14 protein-coding genes are annotated in these 15,750 nt (G+C 63.3%); 4 read left to right on the forward strand and 10 right to left on the reverse strand.

The features are described 5' to 3' along the window. Positions 1-95: 95 nt before the first annotated feature. From hflX to dusB, 9 genes are all read right to left on the reverse strand, one after another. Positions 96-1,403: a GTPase HflX gene (gene hflX / locus ROE7235_RS08190; RefSeq protein ID WP_245963910.1), complete on the reverse strand. Its 1,308-nt coding sequence runs from the start codon at positions 1,401-1,403 to the stop codon at positions 96-98. Continuing rightward, a complete protein-coding gene (gene hfq, locus ROE7235_RS08195; protein WP_121094486.1) occupies positions 1,400-1,648 on the reverse strand; it encodes an RNA chaperone Hfq in 249 nt (82 codons plus the stop codon). Before hfq ends, hflX begins: the two co-directional genes overlap by 4 nt. Before the next feature lie 149 nt (positions 1,649-1,797). Then, on the reverse strand, positions 1,798-3,324 hold the full coding sequence (locus ROE7235_RS08200) for a TrkH family potassium uptake protein (RefSeq protein WP_121094488.1): 1,527 nt from the start codon (positions 3,322-3,324) through the stop codon (positions 1,798-1,800). Positions 3,325-3,366: 42 nt separating this feature from the next. After that, a complete protein-coding gene (gene trkA, locus ROE7235_RS08205; RefSeq protein WP_121094490.1) occupies positions 3,367-4,743 on the reverse strand; it encodes a Trk system potassium transporter TrkA in 1,377 nt (458 codons plus the stop codon). 70 nt (positions 4,744-4,813) lie between these two features. Then, the gene (gene ntrX / locus ROE7235_RS08210; RefSeq protein ID WP_121094492.1) at positions 4,814-6,190 is read right to left on the reverse strand and encodes a nitrogen assimilation response regulator NtrX; all 1,377 of its coding nucleotides are present in this window, start codon (positions 6,188-6,190) and stop codon (positions 4,814-4,816) included. Between the two features lie 5 nt (positions 6,191-6,195). After that, positions 6,196-8,475 (reverse strand): sensor histidine kinase NtrY-like, encoded by a 2,280-nt coding sequence (locus ROE7235_RS08215; protein ID WP_121094494.1) that lies wholly within the window; start codon positions 8,473-8,475, stop codon positions 6,196-6,198. Between the two features lie 83 nt (positions 8,476-8,558). Then, a complete protein-coding gene (locus ROE7235_RS08220) occupies positions 8,559-9,953 on the reverse strand; it encodes a response regulator (RefSeq protein ID WP_121094496.1) in 1,395 nt (464 codons plus the stop codon). Beyond that, entirely contained in the window at positions 9,953-11,059 is a 1,107-nt protein-coding gene (locus tag ROE7235_RS08225; protein WP_121094498.1) for a two-component system sensor histidine kinase NtrB, read from the reverse strand. The genes ROE7235_RS08220 and ROE7235_RS08225 overlap by 1 nt, the downstream gene beginning before the upstream one ends. Continuing rightward, positions 11,056-12,042: a tRNA dihydrouridine synthase DusB gene (gene dusB / locus ROE7235_RS08230; protein WP_121094521.1), complete on the reverse strand. Its 987-nt coding sequence runs from the start codon at positions 12,040-12,042 to the stop codon at positions 11,056-11,058. Before dusB ends, ROE7235_RS08225 begins: the two co-directional genes overlap by 4 nt. Before the next feature lie 199 nt (positions 12,043-12,241). Between dusB and ROE7235_RS08235 the strand changes: the two genes are divergently transcribed. The 3 genes from ROE7235_RS08235 to ROE7235_RS08245 all read left to right on the forward strand — a co-directional run bounded on the left by ROE7235_RS08235 (position 12,242) and on the right by ROE7235_RS08245 (position 14,438). Further along, on the forward strand, positions 12,242-13,387 hold the full coding sequence (locus ROE7235_RS08235; RefSeq protein ID WP_121094500.1) for a bifunctional 2-C-methyl-D-erythritol 4-phosphate cytidylyltransferase/2-C-methyl-D-erythritol 2,4-cyclodiphosphate synthase: 1,146 nt from the start codon (positions 12,242-12,244) through the stop codon (positions 13,385-13,387). An 83-nt stretch (positions 13,388-13,470) separates the two neighbouring features. Next, positions 13,471-13,968 (forward strand): phosphatidylglycerophosphatase A family protein, encoded by a 498-nt coding sequence (locus tag ROE7235_RS08240; protein ID WP_121094523.1) that lies wholly within the window; start codon positions 13,471-13,473, stop codon positions 13,966-13,968. After that, entirely contained in the window at positions 13,965-14,438 is a 474-nt protein-coding gene (locus ROE7235_RS08245) for a CinA family protein (protein WP_121094502.1), read from the forward strand. The genes ROE7235_RS08240 and ROE7235_RS08245 overlap by 4 nt, the downstream gene beginning before the upstream one ends. On the opposite strand, the gene ROE7235_RS08250 is transcribed toward ROE7235_RS08245, so the two are convergent. Next, the gene (locus ROE7235_RS08250; protein ID WP_121094503.1) at positions 14,429-14,875 is read right to left on the reverse strand and encodes a type II toxin-antitoxin system RatA family toxin; all 447 of its coding nucleotides are present in this window, start codon (positions 14,873-14,875) and stop codon (positions 14,429-14,431) included. The genes ROE7235_RS08245 and ROE7235_RS08250 overlap by 10 nt on opposite strands. Positions 14,876-14,942: 67 nt before the next feature. On the opposite strand from ROE7235_RS08250, the gene hpt reads away from it, so the two are divergent. Beyond that, a complete protein-coding gene (gene hpt, locus ROE7235_RS08255; protein ID WP_121094525.1) occupies positions 14,943-15,479 on the forward strand; it encodes a hypoxanthine phosphoribosyltransferase in 537 nt (178 codons plus the stop codon). Positions 15,480-15,750 lie beyond the last annotated feature (271 nt).

Raw genomic sequence — 15,750 nt, forward strand, 5'->3', positions numbered from 1 at the left:
CAGGCATGAGGGTTAACCATGGTGTGGAAAGGGCAGCTTTGCGGCAAGAATTTGTTAAGCATTTTTTCGAGCGCACAAAGGCGGCTTCGGACCACCTAACCGCTGTCTTTCAGGCGCCGGAACTGCGCCTTTTGCCGGTCCGACCAGTTCACAACAAGCGATGTGGCATCTTCGTCCTGCGCTTCCGATTCGACCACGCCTTGGGCAAAAAGCCACGCGCGTAGCTTGCCATCCGTATGCGCCAGCCGCACCGTGTCGTGGTAGCGGGCATCATCCAGCTTTTCCGTGATCGCGTCGAACAGGGCCGTCAACCCTTCGCCCGTCAGGGCGGAGCCCGTAAACACACCCTCGGCACGCGCCGCCTGTCGGTCAACCTGCGCGCGCGCCTCTGTGTCCAGCTGGTCGACCTTGTTCCAAAGGTCGATGCGCGGCACGTCGTCCTGCACGCCAAGCGATGCCAGAACGCTGGCCACATCCGCCGCCTGCGCCTCTGTCGAGGGGTGGGCGATATCGCGGACATGCAAGATCAGATCGGCCTCCAGCACCTCTTCCAGCGTGGCGCGGAACGCGGCCACCAAAAGCGTGGGCAGGTCCGAGATGAAACCAACCGTATCCGACAGGATCACATCCTTGCCCGTGGGCAGGCGCACCGCACGCATTGTCGGGTCCAGCGTGGCGAAAAGCATGTCCTTGGCCATGACATTCGCACCGGTCAAGCGGTTGAACAGGGTGGATTTTCCAGCGTTGGTATAGCCGACAAGCGCGACCACGGGATAAGGCACTTTGCGGCGCGCGGCGCGGTGCAATTCGCGGGTTTTGGCGACCTTGTCCAACTGGCGGCGCAGGCGTGTCATCTGCTCGTCAATGGCGCGGCGGTCAGCCTCTATCTGCGTCTCGCCGGGACCGCCGACAAAGCCAAGCCCGCCACGTTGCCGTTCAAGGTGGGTCCATGCCCGCACCAGGCGCGTGCGCTGGTAGCTCAGCGCCGCCAGTTCTACCTGCAACACGCCTTCGCGGGTGGCGGCCCTGTCGGCAAAGATCTCCAGAATCAGGCCGGTGCGGTCCAGCAATTTGACGCCCCATGCCTTTTCAAGGTTGCGCTGCTGCACAGGGCTGACTGGACCGTCGATCAGGACAAGCTCAATCTCTTCAGCTTCCAGCATCGCGCGCAATTCTTCGAGCTTGCCCTTGCCGAACAGCTGGCCCGGATGGGCCCGCGGCAAGCGCACCACCTGCCCACCTGCGACCTCTAGTCCCGGCAAGGCATGCGCCAGTGCCATGGCCTCGGCCAAGGCATCCTCCGGCTCTCTCGGGCCCGGATTGGACTTGATTTCGGGGTGCAGCACATAGGCGCGGGTCAGCCGTTTGCCGCCCTCGCCCCCAAGCTCTGTCAGGTCAATCAACTCGCGGGCGATTGGCCTTCACCCTCGTAAAGCGAAATCGGTTGTCCCGGCATGATGGTCGAGATCGCGTGCTTGTACACAAGCTGGCTTTGCCCATCGCGGCGCAGCAGCACGCAGAAATTGTCAAACCAGGTAATAACACCTTGCAGCTTGACCCCGTTGATCAGGAATACCGTCACCGGCACCTTGTTCTTGCGAACGTGATTCAGAAATGCGTCTTGTAGATTTTGTTTATCGCTGGCCATGCGCTTGCCTTTTTGTCAGGGCGTGTTTGCTATACGCAGAGAGCCTCGTCTCCCTATCCGCCCACTATGAAACGGCTTTTGCAAAACTTCCAGCCCCGGCACGCGGAAAAATGCGGGCTTGGGCGGGTTTCTTGGGCGCGGGCGTGCGCTTAGCGGCCCAAGCGGGGCCAGAGCACCGACAAAAGCATCAGCAATTCCAACCGCCCAAGGATCATCCCGAGTGCGACAACCCCGCGTGCCGGATCGCCCAGCGCGGCAAAGGACAATGGCTCTGGCCCTGCAATCTGGGTCAGCGGGCCGGTGGTCGTCAACGCCGCACTGGCATAGATCAGTGCATCTTCCAGCGGGTGGCCCAACAAGACCAGCGCCATGACCACGGCGGTCAGCGCCAGAATGAACACCATCAGGAACAGCCACGCCGAGAAGGCCCCCTCGCTGCGCAGGCCCCGCAATCGGGGGCCGTCACCGCCCATGCCCGACGGGTGAACCAGCTTTTCCAACTCGTGTTTGGCCTGCCACAACAAGGCAAAGCCGCGCAGCAGCTTCAGCCCGCCAGCCGTGGTGGCAATCCCGCCGCCAAGCATGGCCAGACCCAGAAGCACAATGCCCGCAGGTCCGGCATAGGCAGTGGCTTCTGGCGCGCCAATGGTGCTGACAAAGCCTGTCGTGCTTAGAAAGGAAAGCGCGGTAAATGCCGTTCCCCACAGTTCTGCAAGTGCTGCCACCGGCGCGTCGGCCAAACCGCCAGCGCCGTTCAGAACCCACAGCCCCACCGCGACCAAGGCCAATAGAGCGCCCGCCAGATGCAACTCGTCATCCAGCCATATCCGGCCGGAATCTTGCGGGACAATCGCGCGCGGCCAGCCCCGACGGGTCAGCGCCAGCCCCAGAAACAGCGCGATCAGCAGCTCCGCCCCGAACCCGGTGCCGATGCCCGCATCCCAGTTCGGCACAATCCCGGATGTCGACAGTGTGGACATGGCATAGGTCAACCCCACCAGCGGGGGCATGCCCTGCAACGACAGCAACACCCACAGCAAGCCTGTCAGCCCGGCATAGGCCGGGGCAATCAGCCGGATATGCGACCACAGCCGCCCCAGATCGGCCTGGCCCGACTCTGCCCCGATCTGGGTCTGCCGCATCTTGCGCGACCAGTCCGGCAATGCCCCGATGGTTTGCGACCGCGCGGTGACAAGATCGTACCCGCCCATATTCATCGGGGCCAGCAGCGCGGCGGCATAGACCAGCACGAACAGCCCCCCCAGCCATGCGGCCAGCGCCCGCCACATCAACAAGCTGCGCGGCATATCGGGGTCCAGGGCGCTCGCACCCGTGGTGGTGAACGCGGCGACCATCTCGAACCACGCATCGAACAGCGGCAAACCGCCCGGCACGGCCTCTGTCACCGGCAGCGCCATGAACAACGGCACAACCAGATAGGCTGTGGTCAGTATATAGAACGGGTGCGACAGCGCACTTGGCTTGCGTGTCAGGTTGCGGCGGGCCAGATACATCAGCCCCGCAATACTGCCCAACAAACAGGCCGAATACACGAACGCGCGCGCGCTGTCGTGTTCGCGCAGGGTAAAGCCCAGCGCGGCCGGCAGGATCATCGCTCCTGCGGTCACAGCCATCAGCGCAGCCATAACCGTTGTGCCGCGTGCGCTTTCCGTCATAGCGCCCCCCAGTAAAATGGCCCGGCGCCCCGCGCCCGCCGTCTAGAAATGCTCAAACGCGACCTGCAACAATTCGTCCACCTTCTGCACATCGGCAGTCAATGCAAAGATCACGATCTGGTCGCCCTCTTGCAAGACCATGCTGCTATTGGGTTTCTTGAATGCGCCGCCGCGCAGAACACCGATCAGCAACGCGCCTTCGGGAAAGGGGATGTCGCGCACCGCGCGGCCCGCGATCTGCGAACTGGCGAGCACCTTTGCCTCGATCACCTCGGCCTCTCTGTCGCCCAGCATATAGACAGAGCGCACCAGCCCGTGCCGCATATGCCGCAGGATGGAGCTGACGGTCAGGGCGCGCGGGTTGATATAGGCATCCACCCCCATCGCATCGGCAAGCGGGACCATTCCGGGGTCGTTGACCAGCGAAATCGCCATTTTCGCGCCCAAGGATTTCGCGCGCACCGCCGCAAGCAGGTTGGTCTTGTCGTCATCAGTCAACACGACAACGGCATCGGTTCGGGAAATCCGCGCCTCTTCCAGCAGATCGGCATCCATTGCGTCGCCATGCAGCACGATGGACCGCTCCAGCGCGTCGGCGGCCGCTTCGGCGCGGGCGCGGTCACGCTCAATGACCTTGACGCGCACGCGCTCGGGCTGGCGTTCCAGCATGCTGGCCACGGACAGGCCCACATTGCCGCCGCCGATCACCAACACGCGTTCCTGACGGCGCGCTTCCTTGCCGAACACTTCGAACACGCGCGCCACGTCATCGGCTTCCAGCAACAGGTAGACCGCGTCGCCCGCAAAAAGCTGGTCTTCGGGTTCGGGGGCGAACATGCGGCCCGCGCGGCGCACGCCTGCCACCATCACCCGCAAGGTCGGGAAAAGGTCCGACAATTGCCGCAGGGGTGTGTTCAGCACTGCGCATTTGTCGTCCAGCACCAGACCCAACAAAAGCGCGCGCCCGCCAAAAAACTCGTGCACGTCGAATGCCGACGGGTAGGCCACCCGTTTCATCGCCGCCAGCGAGACCTCTCGCTCGGGGCTGATGATCACGTCGATGGGCAGATGCCCGCTGCGAAACAGGTCGGAATACTGCGCATCCAGATAGGTCTGGGCCCGCAGACGGGCGATTTTCTTGGTCACACCAAAGACGCTATGCGCGACCTGACATGTGACCATGTTCACCTCGTCGGAATAGGTTGCGGCGATGACCATGTCGGCATCGCGCGCGCCGGCCTGTTCCAGAATGGCGGGGTAGCTGGCAAAGCCTGTCACGCCCTGCACATCCAGCGTGTCGGTTGCGCGCCGCACCAGAACGGGGTTGTTGTCGACAACGGTAACGTCGTTGCGCTCTCCGGCCAGATGGCGGGCGATCTGCCAGCCAACCTGCCCTGCCCCGCAGACAATGATCTTCATGGCCCGCGTCCTTCGGTTGCGGCGTTCAGACCCCTAGCCTTGCCAGCAGTCGCACGGGGGTGCAAGGGGCTTAGCCCTTGCCTGAAAGCCGCGCGGTGTTCACACCCAGCGATTTCAGCTTGCGGTGCAGCGCGGAGCGTTCCATGCCCACAAAGCTTGCGGTGCGGCTGATATTGCCGCCAAAGCGGTTGATCTGGGCCAGCAGGTATTCGCGCTCGAACAATTCGCGCGCCTCGCGCAGTGGCAAGGTTGCCAGAGATCCCGACAAGAGCACGCTGCGGCCCTCCTCATCGGGGGTGCTGTCGCTTTGCAGGTCGGCCAGGTCGATGGGCTTGCCCGCATCGCCAAGGATCAGCGCGCGCTCGATCATGTTGCGCAACTGTCGGATATTGCCGGGCCATGTCAGGGTTTGCAGATGCGCCTTTGCGGCGTCGTCCAGCGCACGGCGCGGCAAGCCCTGTGTGCTGTGCAAGATTTCTATGAAATGCTCTGCGAGCAGCGGAATGTCCTCGCGCCGCTCTTCCAGCCCCGGCACGCGGATGGGCACGACGTTCAGCCGGTCGAACAGCTCTTGCCGGAACAGACCCTCGCGCACACGCGCGGCCAGATCCTGCGTGGTCGCAGACATCACCCGTAGATCGACCCGCACCTTGTCAGCGCCGCCCGTGCGGATGAATTGCTGCTCGACCAGCACGCGCAACAGCTTGGATTGCGTGCCAAGCGGCATATCGGCCACCTCGTCGAAAAACACGACGCCGCCATGCGCCTGTTCCAACAGTCCCGGTTCCACACCGCGGTCGGCCCCTTCGCGACCGAACAGCACCTCTTCCATGCGGTCGGGTTCCACGGCTGCGGATGTCACTGTCACGAAGGGTGCAGACGCGCGCTCGGAATTCTCATGCACGAAGCGCGCCGCAGCTTCCTTGCCGCATCCCGACGGGCCCGTGAACATCAAGCGCGCGTTGGATTGCGTAACCTTCTCCAACTGGCTGCACAGGGCGCGATAGGCCGCAGAATCGCCCAGAAGCTGCGAGGCGCCAACCTCGCGGCGGCGCAAATCCTGATTTTCGCGACGCAGGCGCGAGGTTTCCATCGCCCGCCCGATCACCACCATCAACTTGTCGATATTGAAGGGCTTTTCGATGAAATCATACGCGCCCTGCTTGATCGCGGCGACCGCGATTTCGACATTGCCATGCCCCGAGATGATGACAATCGGGATATCGGGATTGGACCGTTTGACCGACATGAGTATGTCGATCCCGTCCATCTTGCTGTCTTTCAGCCAGATATCGAGGATCATCAGCGCGGGCGGATCGGCATTGACCTCTGCCATCGCCTGATCGGAATTCGCGGCCAGACGGGTGGTAAACCCCTCGTCTTGCAGAATTTCCGAAATCAGCTCGCGAATATCGCGTTCATCGTCGACGATCAGAATGTCACCCATAAGCGTTAACCATCTTCCTGTTGGTCGTCTGAAATCTGGGCCGCGGCCAGTCGCGGCAAGTGGATATCGGCCATTGCCCCGCGTTGGGGCGTGCCATCGGGGGCCGTTGCATCGGCCAGCCGCAGGGTGCCCCCGTGTTCTTCAATGATCTTGCGCACGATGGACAGGCCAAGCCCCGTGCCTTCAGCGCGCGTGGTCACATACGGCTCGAACAGGCGGTTGCGGTCTTGGGGCAGGCCGATGCCGTTATCCGTAATGGTCACGCGCAACCGCTCGTCCCCGGCGTCGAACACCACGCGGATCTCGCCTTTGGGGCTGTCTGCATCCTCTGCATGGCGGCTGGCAATCGCCTCGCCCGCGTTTTTGATCAGGTTGGTAAATGCCTGCGCCATCATGGTGTCATCCACCTCGACCAAGACAGGCGCACCGGGCAGTGACAGGCTGAACGTGATATCGGGCTGGCCACTTTCCTGAAGCAGCGTGCAATCACGCAATATGGCGACCAGATCATGCGGGCGCCGGTCGGGTTCGGGCATCCGCGCGAAGCGCGAGAATTCGTCGACAATCCGGCGCAGGTCGTTTGTCTGGCGCACGATCACAGAGGTCAGTTGCGACAGGCTTTCGGCATCCTCGCCGTCCAGCTTGCGGCCGAATTTGCGCGCGATCCGTTCTGCCGATAGTTGGATGGGGGTCAGCGGGTTCTTGATTTCATGCGCGATGCGGCGGGCCACATCGCCCCATGCGGCCATGCGCTGCGCACTGACCAGTTCCGACACATCGTCAAAGGCGACCACATACCCCTCCAGCCGCCCGTCGCGGCGGCGGCGTTCGGCAAAGCGCACCAGCACGGTTTCCAACCTGCCAGAACGCACAAGGCGCAATTCCTCTTGTACGCGCCCCTGCCCTTGCGGCATGGCGCGCAAGCGTTCCATGAGCCCGACGAATTCGGGGGCAATGTCGTCCAGTTCGGGGGCGTCGGACGGGTCGCAGGTTACATCCAGCAAGGTTTCGGCGGCGCGGTTGATAAACGCGAGCCGCCCGTCTGCATCCAGCCCGATCACCCCCGCCGTGACCGACCCGAGAACCGAATCGAACAGTCGTCGCCGCGCATCTATCTGGCGGTTGTTTTCCAGCAGGCGTTCGCGCTGCCCCTTTAGCTGGCGGGTCATCTGGTTGAACACACGGCCCAACAACGCCACTTCATCATCGTCGCGCATAACGCGGACCTGCACATCCAGATCACCGTCGCCAACCTGTTCCGCCGCTTCGACAAGACGTCCCACGGGCCGGGCCAGCCGCTCGGCAAAGTTCAGCCCCATCCAGACAGAGGCAAGGATCAGGATCAGCGCAAACCCCAGATAAAGCGCACCGAACTGGAACAGGATCCGCCCGCGATCCTGTTCCAACTGTTGATAAAACGCCACCGTTTCGCGGGTTTCGTCCAACAGCGACAGGATATTTCCATCGACCGCGCGTGACACATACAGGAAGCGGTCGAAATACTCTTCCAGCGGCACAAGGGCGCGAAACTCGTTCGCGGGCCAGTCGCGGATCAGTGCCACATCATCCTGAGCGCGGTCCAGATCCTCGGGCGCGGGGGGGACATAGTTGAAGCGGTAGGAACGCTCGCCGCGCGCGCGGATCTCTCCCGTGGCGTCAATGACAAAGGCGACGCGCAAGCCGCGCTGCACCCGTGCCTGCGCCTCTGACAACAGGTTGCGCAACTCGCCCTCGTCCATCATGGGAAAGACGCGGCGCGCCGTGTCCAGATAATCGGCCAGATCGCGCGCATCACTGCGCAGGTCGCGTTCCTGTTCGAACTGATAGGCCTCTGCGGCGGCCAGCGAATTGCCGACCACGCGCTGCACACGGTCGGAAAACCAGCCCTCCAACCCCACATTCAACGTGATCGCGGCAAAAATCGCGACGGTAATCGTGGGCACCATCGCGATAGCCGCAAAAAGCGTGGACAAGCGCAAATGCAATCGCGAACCGGCACTGTCCTTGCGCCGCGCGGCAACCAGCCGCGCCACGCGAATGGCAACCAGCCCGGCCACAAGCAACATGTAGACAAGGTCAGCCAGCAGCACCAACGCCAGCCCGGATGTATTGAACATCCTGTCCAGCGGGCCGAGCGCCAAAAGCGTCAGCAAGACCAGAAGCGGACCGGCCAAGACCAGTGCAAGCGTCGCCCCGGCCGAACTGCGCCGGTCGCGCAAGCCGGTCAACTGCCCCAACAGGCCCGAGTAGAACACCGATTGCCCCAAGGCTTCCCCGCTATGCATCGCTGCGTTGGGGTCGTTTGCCGCCCCACATTGTGTGGATTGTGCCACAGGCTATGTGGTATTTCTACATCAAACTGGCGGCGCTAGGCCAGCTTGCGGCGGCGCGATACCTCGATATCCAACTCGGTGATCTTCTTGCGCAGCGTATTGCGGTTAATCCCCAGCAGCTCGGCGCAGCGCGCCTGATTGCCGCCTGTGGCGTCGAGCGCGATCTCGATCAGGGGCACCTCTATTTCGTGCAAAATGCGCGCGTACAGGCCAGGTGGCGGCAAATCCTGCCCATGCAGGTCAAAATAGCGTTTCAAGTGGCGCGCGGCCGAATCCGACAAGGATTCGCCGCCCATATCCTCTCCGAATGCCATGGCAGAGGGCTGGCTTTTCAGCGCCAGTTCCATCTCCGAGCGGGCGATGACCGGCTCTTGCCCGGTCAGCGTCAGCCGCCGCAGCGTGTTTTGCAACTGGCGGACATTGCCGGGCCACGAATAGCCGCGCACCAGTTCCAGCGCATCGGGGGACAAGGCGCGCATGGTCGCCCCGTCATCTGCGGCCTGCGACAGAAAATGCTGTGTCAGCGGCTCCAGATCGTCGATGCGTTCGCGCAGTGCGGGCACAGCCAGCGTAACCCCGCTCAGGCGGTAATACAGGTCTTCGCGCAAGCTGCCCTCGCCCATGGACTGCGCCAGATTGGTTTGCGCAGTGGCCATGATGCGCGGACCGTCATCGGACAAACTGTCCAGCAAGCGCGCGACACGAAGCTGGGCATCGGGGTCGTATGACGCCAGCTCGTCCAGCAGCAAGGACCCGGAACGCACCCGCGACACCAGCGCCTGCGCGGCGTCGGGATTTCGGAAATCTTCCGAGGTCGCAGAGATGAAAGGCTGCCCCCGTCGGTCCGACAAATCATGCAAGGTGCGCGCAATCAGCGATTTTCCGGTGCCGGATTCGCCGGTGATCAGCACCGGCATGGTCGAATTCATCACCCGTGCAATCAGCCGGTAAAGTTCTTGCATAACCGGCGTGCGCCCGACCAGCGGCAGCCCTTCCATGCTGGACATGTCGCCGCGTGGCGCGGGTTTCGGCGCGGCCTCCGCCTGTGCCGACGCCGCGACAAGTTTGCGGTTCTTCATTGCCGTGCCGGCGCGCTTCAGCAGGTCCGGCAGATCGAAGGGTTTGGGCAGGTAATCATGCGCATCAACCTCGTTGGCCTGAATCGCGGTCATGATGGTGTTTTGCGCCGAAATCACGATCACCGGCAAGTCGGGGCGCTCCTGGCTGATCTTCGGGATCATCTCTATCCCGTTGCCATCGGGCATCATCACATCGGTGATGACCAGATCGCCGCGCCCTTCTTCGACCCAGCGCATCAGCGTGGTCAGACTGGAGGTCGCGTGCACCTTGCAGCCCGCCCGGGTCAGCGCTTGCGTCAGCACCGTGCGGATGGTGCGATCATCATCGGCAACCAGAACAGTGCCATCCATCAGGAAAGCTCCTCTTGTTGTGCGGCACGGCGCTTTGCTTCTGGCGCGCGCGGCAGGGAAATACGAAACATCGTGCGGCCGGGCCGGCTTTCGACCGTGACCCATCCGTCATGCGCGGCGATGATCTTCGACACCAGCGCAAGACCAAGCCCGGTGCCGTTCTCGCGTCCCGACACGAACGGGTCGAACACCTCGTCGGCAATCTCTGACGGCAGGCCGGGGCCGTCGTCGATAATCTCGACATGAATGGGCAAGGCGACATCACGCCCGCTGGCCGCGCGCACCCGCAGCGACTGCTCAAAGAAGGTGCGGATGCGGATCTGCCCTCCGTCGGGCTGCGCTTGGGCCGCGTTTTTCAGCAGGTTCAGCATGACCTGAAGCAGCTGATCGCCATCTGCCCAGACCGACGGCAATGACGGGTCATAAGCATCGCGGATACGCATATGCGCGGCAAAGCCGACCTCGGCAGAGCGGCGCGCGCGTTCCAGTATGTCGTGTATATTGATCGCGCGGCATTCGGGCGGGCGCTGGTTGCCGAATTGCTCGACCTGGTCCAGAAGGTTCACGACCCTTTGGGTCTCGGCCACGATCAGATCGGTCAACTCGCGGTCGCGTGGCTCCAGCCCCATCGACAGCAGTTGCGCGGCGCCGGTAATCCCTGCCAGCGGGTTCTTGATTTCATGCGCGAGCATCTGCGACATGCCAATGGCAGAGCGCGCGGCGTTGCGAATGCCATCCGCCTGCCCCAGCTTGCCCGCAATCTCGCGCGGGGTGACAAGCATCAGAACCAGATCGCGCCGGTCGCCCAAAAGCGCAAGCTGAATGGAGCACAGAACCGGTTTGCGCGTGCCGATCGTAACGCCGACATCGTTGATGAAAACCGGTGCGCGGTTCTCGCGGCAGCGCGCAAGGGCGCGGTCGATTTCGGCATCGACCTGCAACAGCCGCGCCAGCGGACGCCCCAGCAAGGCGCGGCGCGACAGGCTCAGGAACTGCTCTGCCGCAGGGTTACAATCGGCCACGCATTCCAGCCCGTCATCCTGCCCGATCATAAAGGCCGGTGCGGGCAACGCCGCCCAGATCGTGCCGGTGGCAGGGGGCGTCATGCCGCAACCTCTTGCACGGGCGACAGCAGGTCGGGCAACAGGGCCAGAACCTGCGCCGGGTCTGTGGCCGTCAGCACCGCGCGGCGCGCGGCAGGATCGCCACAAGCAGCATCGGCATACCACCCAAGGTGTTTGCGCGCGACGCGCACACCCAGATCGCGCCCGTAAAACGCCAGCATCGCGTCATAGTGTTCGGCCACAAGCGCGTGCAAAACACGGCCCTGCGGGGACTGCGGAATCGGCTGGCCCGACAGGTTGGCCGCGATCTGTGCCAAAAGCCACGGGCGCCCCTGCGCCCCGCGCCCGACCATGACGCCTGCCGCGCCAGACTGCGCCAGCGCCTGACGGGCCGCCTGCGGCGAGGTGATATCGCCATTGGCAATGACCGGCACGCCTGCGGCTTGCACCACCGACGCGATCGCCGCCCAATCGGCCTGTCCCTTGTAAAACTGGCAGCGTGTGCGCCCGTGGATCGTGACCATCTGCACACCCGCCGCAACCGCGCGGCGCGCAAGCTCTGGCGCGTTCAGACCGGACTCGTCCCAGCCCAGACGGGTCTTCAGCGTGACAGGCACATCCACAGCGCCCGCCACGGCATCTATCAGCCGCAACGCATGATCCAGATCGCGCATGAGTGCAGAGCCCGACAGCCCGCCCACAACTTTTTTGGCAGGGCAGCCCATGTTTATGTCGATGATCCGCGCGCCTTGATCCGCCAGCATGCGCGCGGCTTCGGCCATCCAGCCCGCCTCGCGGCCCGCGAGCTGCACCGCCGTGTGCCCATCGCCCATACCCAGTTCGGCCTTGGCGCGGGTCGAGGGGCGCGCGCGAACCATATCCTCGCTGGCAACCATCTCTGACACGACCAAGGATGCCCCGAACCCGGCCACGACCCGCCGGAACGGCAGGTCGGTAATCCCGGCCATCGGGGCCAGAATTACAGGGCAATCACTGCCCAGAGAGAGCGCGGCAGAAAAGGTCATGACAGGGCGTGGCCGGGTTTGTTCATGCGTGAAGGGATAGCCCCTTGACCGCCCCGAGTCCAACCGAACCGCCGCGAGCTTGGCGCATTTTTCATCATGCGCCCATTTTTTGAGCGCCGCTTGCAAATGATCGCGTGCATTGTCAGCACCCCGCGCCTGAGCTTATAGAAGGCGAAAGGACTTCAGGGGGTTTGAGCGCATGTCCACAGCCGCCATTATCGTCGCCGCCGGGCGTGGCACACGTGCGGGCGCGGGCCTGCCAAAGCAGTGGCGCGCGCTTGGCGGGCGTTCCGTGATAGCGCATACGCTTGATGCCTTACGCGCGGGCGGGTTGACGCGGCTGGTGCTGGTGCTGCACCCGGACGATATGAACAAAGCGGACCGCCTGCCTCTGGACGGGGTCATGCTGGTCATGGGCGGGGCCACGCGGACCGCATCGGTGCGCGCTGCACTAGACGCGCTGGCCACCGACCCGCCCGACCGCGTGTTGATCCATGACGGGGCGCGGCCCTTCGTGTCGGCGCGCGTGATCGCAGATGTGCTGGCCGCGCTGGACCACGCGCCCGCTGCTGCCCCGGCCCTTGCGGTGGTAGATGCGCTCTGGCGTGGTTCCGACAGAGCGGTCAGCGCGCCGGTGGCCCGCGACGGGCTTTTCCGTGCGCAAACCCCCCAAGGCTTTCATTTCGCGCCTCTGCTCGCCGCCCACAAAGCCTGGCCCGGCGACGCGCCAGACGATGTGGAAATCGCCCGCGCCCACGGCCTGCGGGTGGCGCTGACAGATGGCTGCGAAACCAATTTCAAACTGACCTACCCCGCAGATTTCGACCGCGCCGCAGCGCTGCTGGACGCAAGGAGCCCGACCATGACCGATATCCGCCTTGGCAATGGCTATGACGTGCACCGTTTCGGCCCCGGCGACGGCTGCTGGCTGTGCGGCGTCAAGGTGCCGCATCACCGCGCGCTTCAGGGCCATTCCGACGCCGATGTCGGCATGCACGCCCTGACAGACGCGATCTATGGCGCATTGGCCGAGGGCGATATCGGCCGTCATTTCCCGCCGAGCGACATGCAATGGAAAGGCGCGGAAAGCCATATCTTCCTGCGTCACGCGGTAGAACTGGCGCACACGCGCGGCTACGCACTGGCCAATTGCGACGTGACGCTGGTCTGCGAGACCCCCAAGATCGGGCCGCATGCGGATGCGATGCGCGCGGCACTGGCGACGATCATGAAGGTCGATGTTGCGCGGGTGAGCGTGAAGGCGACAACCTCGGAGCGTCTGGGCTTTACCGGGCGGGAAGAAGGCATTGCCGCACTGGCCACGGCATGTTTGATGGCGACGTAAGGGGGCGCACACGCCCCCTCTTGGGCCTGTGGCCCAATTCACCCCCTGTGAGTATTTAGAGCAAGATGAAGGAGAGCGCGCCCATGACACTGACACGCTTGATCGCGACATTCGGCGGTGTCGGCTATCTGCGCCCCGCCCCCGGAACATGGGGCACGCTTGCGGCGCTGCCTGTGGCATTGGCTTTGCACAGCCTTGGCGGATTCTGGCTGCTTCTGGCAGGGACGTTCATAGCCTTCGGCATTGGCTGGTGGGCGACGATTTCCGAGACGCGCGGGCGCACGGATGCCGACCCGTCCGAGATTGTCATCGACGAGGTCGTTGGCATGTGGATCGCGCTATGGCCGGTGTCGTTGGGCGCGATGATGCAGGGCGTGGATGTGACAGCGCTCTGGCCCGGCTGGGTGGCGGCGTTTCTGGCGTTCCGGGTGTTCGACATCTGGAAACCCGGGCCCGTGGGGCTGGCCGACCGGATGCATACGCCCTTGGGGGTGATGCTGGACGATGTGATCGCGGGCGCGCTGGCCACGTTGGTTGTCGCAGTGGCCGCGGTGGTCAGCCACGGGATGATAGGCGCATGAGCGCGGGCGCGGTACTAGAGGCTGCGCGGGCTAAGGGCGTGACACTGGCCGCCGCCGAAAGCTGCACCGGGGGCATGATAATGGCGGCGCTGACGGCCGTGCCCGGTTCGTCCGATGTAGTCGACCGGGGCTTTGTGACCTATTCCAACGCTGCGAAATGCGAGATGTTGGGGGTGTTGCCCGCGACGCTTCAGGCGCATGGCGCGGTTTCGGAAGCGGTCGCGCGGGAAATGGCCGCGGGCGCTTTGGCGCGGTCGGAAGCCCGGATCGCAGTCGCGGTTACGGGCATTGCTGGCCCCGGCGGGTCAGAGCACAAGCCCGAGGGGCGCGTGTGTTTCGGGCTGGCGGATGCACAGGGCGTGATCGCGGAAACAGTGGAGTTCGGCGCCATCGGGCGTGACGCGGTGCGCGCGGCAACGGTGGACCACGCATTGGCGATGGTTCTGGCGCGGTTGCAAGCTCAGCCGTAAAGCGCCTTGGCGCGGGCCTCGAACGCGCCCACGACACGGCGCATGGCTTGGTCGAACACCACCCCGATGATCTTTTGCAGCATCGGATTGCGGAACTCGAAATCGACGTGGAAATCGACCACGCAACCGCCATCCTCGGCGGGTTTTATGGTCCAGCGCGACTCCATATGCTTGAACGGCCCGTCCAGATAGGCAGTGTCGATCACGCCATCCTCGGGAAACAACTGTACCCGACTGCCGAAACGCTCGCGGAACACCTTGAACGAGATGACCAGATCGGCCTGCATCTCCTCTCCGCCGTCGATGGGGGTGCGCGACCGGATGCGCGCGGCCGCCGTCCATGGCAGAAATTCGGGGTAGCGCGCCACATCCGCCACCAGATCGTATATCTGGCGGGCCGTGTAGGGCATATGGCGGTGTTCTGTATGGGTCGGCATTGCGGTTCCGGGCTTTTGTCTGGCTTGGACATGTCTTAGAGTTACGGTGAAAAATCAAGGGGCCGAGATGTCGCAAAAACCCTATGAGATCGACCAGATGATCAGCGCCAAGCAAATCGCGGCGCGGGTTGAGGAACTGGCCACAGAGATCAGCCGCGAATTCGCCGCGACCGAAAAGCTGGTCGTCGTGGGCCTGCTGCGCGGGTCGTTCATCTTTATCGCGGACCTTGTGCGCGAGATTGACCTGGCCGTAGAGGTCGATTTTCTGGAAGCGTCAAGCTATGGCAATTCCACCCAATCCTCGCGAGAGGTGCGGATTTTGAAAGACCTGTCTGGCAAAATAGAAGGGCGCGACGTGCTGGTGGTGGAGGATATTGTCGACACCGGCTTCACGCTGCACCACGTCTTGCAAATGCTGCTGGCGCGCAACCCGGCACGGCTGGAGGTCTGCGCGCTTCTGGACAAACCCTCGCGGCGCGAAGTGGATATTCGTGCGCGCTGGACCGGGTTCGAAATACCCGACGAATTCGTCGTGGGTTACGGCATTGATTATGCACAAAGAAATCGCAACCTGCCCTATATAGGCAAAGTGCGCTTTACCTGAATAGATGGCCTCACGCGGGCGTGTGTTTGAATCGTCATGATTTCGGGCTATCCATTTTGGTATACTTCTTCTACTCCAAAACCCGAAAGTTCTCGTGTGTTATGACGCGGAAGTTATCTGACACCTTGTCGCGGAATTTCTTCTATTCCTGCGGGATGGTCTCACGCATGAATGCAAGGATGGCGTCGGCGAATTGCTTCTGACTTCGGTAGTAGCGATTGTGGGTGACATAATGGTGCAAGACCGCCCAAAGACGTTCAATTGGATTGAG

The organism is Roseinatronobacter ekhonensis (genome assembly GCF_900499075.1).
Lineage (GTDB): Bacteria > Pseudomonadota > Alphaproteobacteria > Rhodobacterales > Rhodobacteraceae > Roseinatronobacter > Roseinatronobacter ekhonensis.

Coding starts and splice junctions, on each gene's coding strand:
- hfq (WP_121094486.1), bottom strand. CDS start 1,648: ATGGCCAGCGATAAACAAAATCTACAAGACGCATTTCTGAATCACGTT.
- ROE7235_RS08200 (WP_121094488.1), bottom strand. CDS start 3,324: ATGACGGAAAGCGCACGCGGCACAACGGTTATGGCTGCGCTGATGGCT.
- trkA (WP_121094490.1), bottom strand. CDS start 4,743: ATGAAGATCATTGTCTGCGGGGCAGGGCAGGTTGGCTGGCAGATCGCC.
- ntrX (WP_121094492.1), bottom strand. CDS start 6,190: ATGGGTGACATTCTGATCGTCGACGATGAACGCGATATTCGCGAGCTG.
- ROE7235_RS08215 (WP_121094494.1), bottom strand. CDS start 8,475: ATGCATAGCGGGGAAGCCTTGGGGCAATCGGTGTTCTACTCGGGCCTG.
- ROE7235_RS08220 (WP_121094496.1), bottom strand. CDS start 9,953: ATGGATGGCACTGTTCTGGTTGCCGATGATGATCGCACCATCCGCACG.
- ROE7235_RS08225 (WP_121094498.1), bottom strand. CDS start 11,059: ATGACGCCCCCTGCCACCGGCACGATCTGGGCGGCGTTGCCCGCACCG.
- dusB (WP_121094521.1), bottom strand. CDS start 12,042: ATGACCTTTTCTGCCGCGCTCTCTCTGGGCAGTGATTGCCCTGTAATT.
- ROE7235_RS08235 (WP_121094500.1), top strand. CDS start 12,242: ATGTCCACAGCCGCCATTATCGTCGCCGCCGGGCGTGGCACACGTGCG.
- ROE7235_RS08240 (WP_121094523.1), top strand. CDS start 13,471: ATGACACTGACACGCTTGATCGCGACATTCGGCGGTGTCGGCTATCTG.
- ROE7235_RS08245 (WP_121094502.1), top strand. CDS start 13,965: ATGAGCGCGGGCGCGGTACTAGAGGCTGCGCGGGCTAAGGGCGTGACA.
- ROE7235_RS08250 (WP_121094503.1), bottom strand. CDS start 14,875: ATGCCGACCCATACAGAACACCGCCATATGCCCTACACGGCCCGCCAG.
- hpt (WP_121094525.1), top strand. CDS start 14,943: ATGTCGCAAAAACCCTATGAGATCGACCAGATGATCAGCGCCAAGCAA.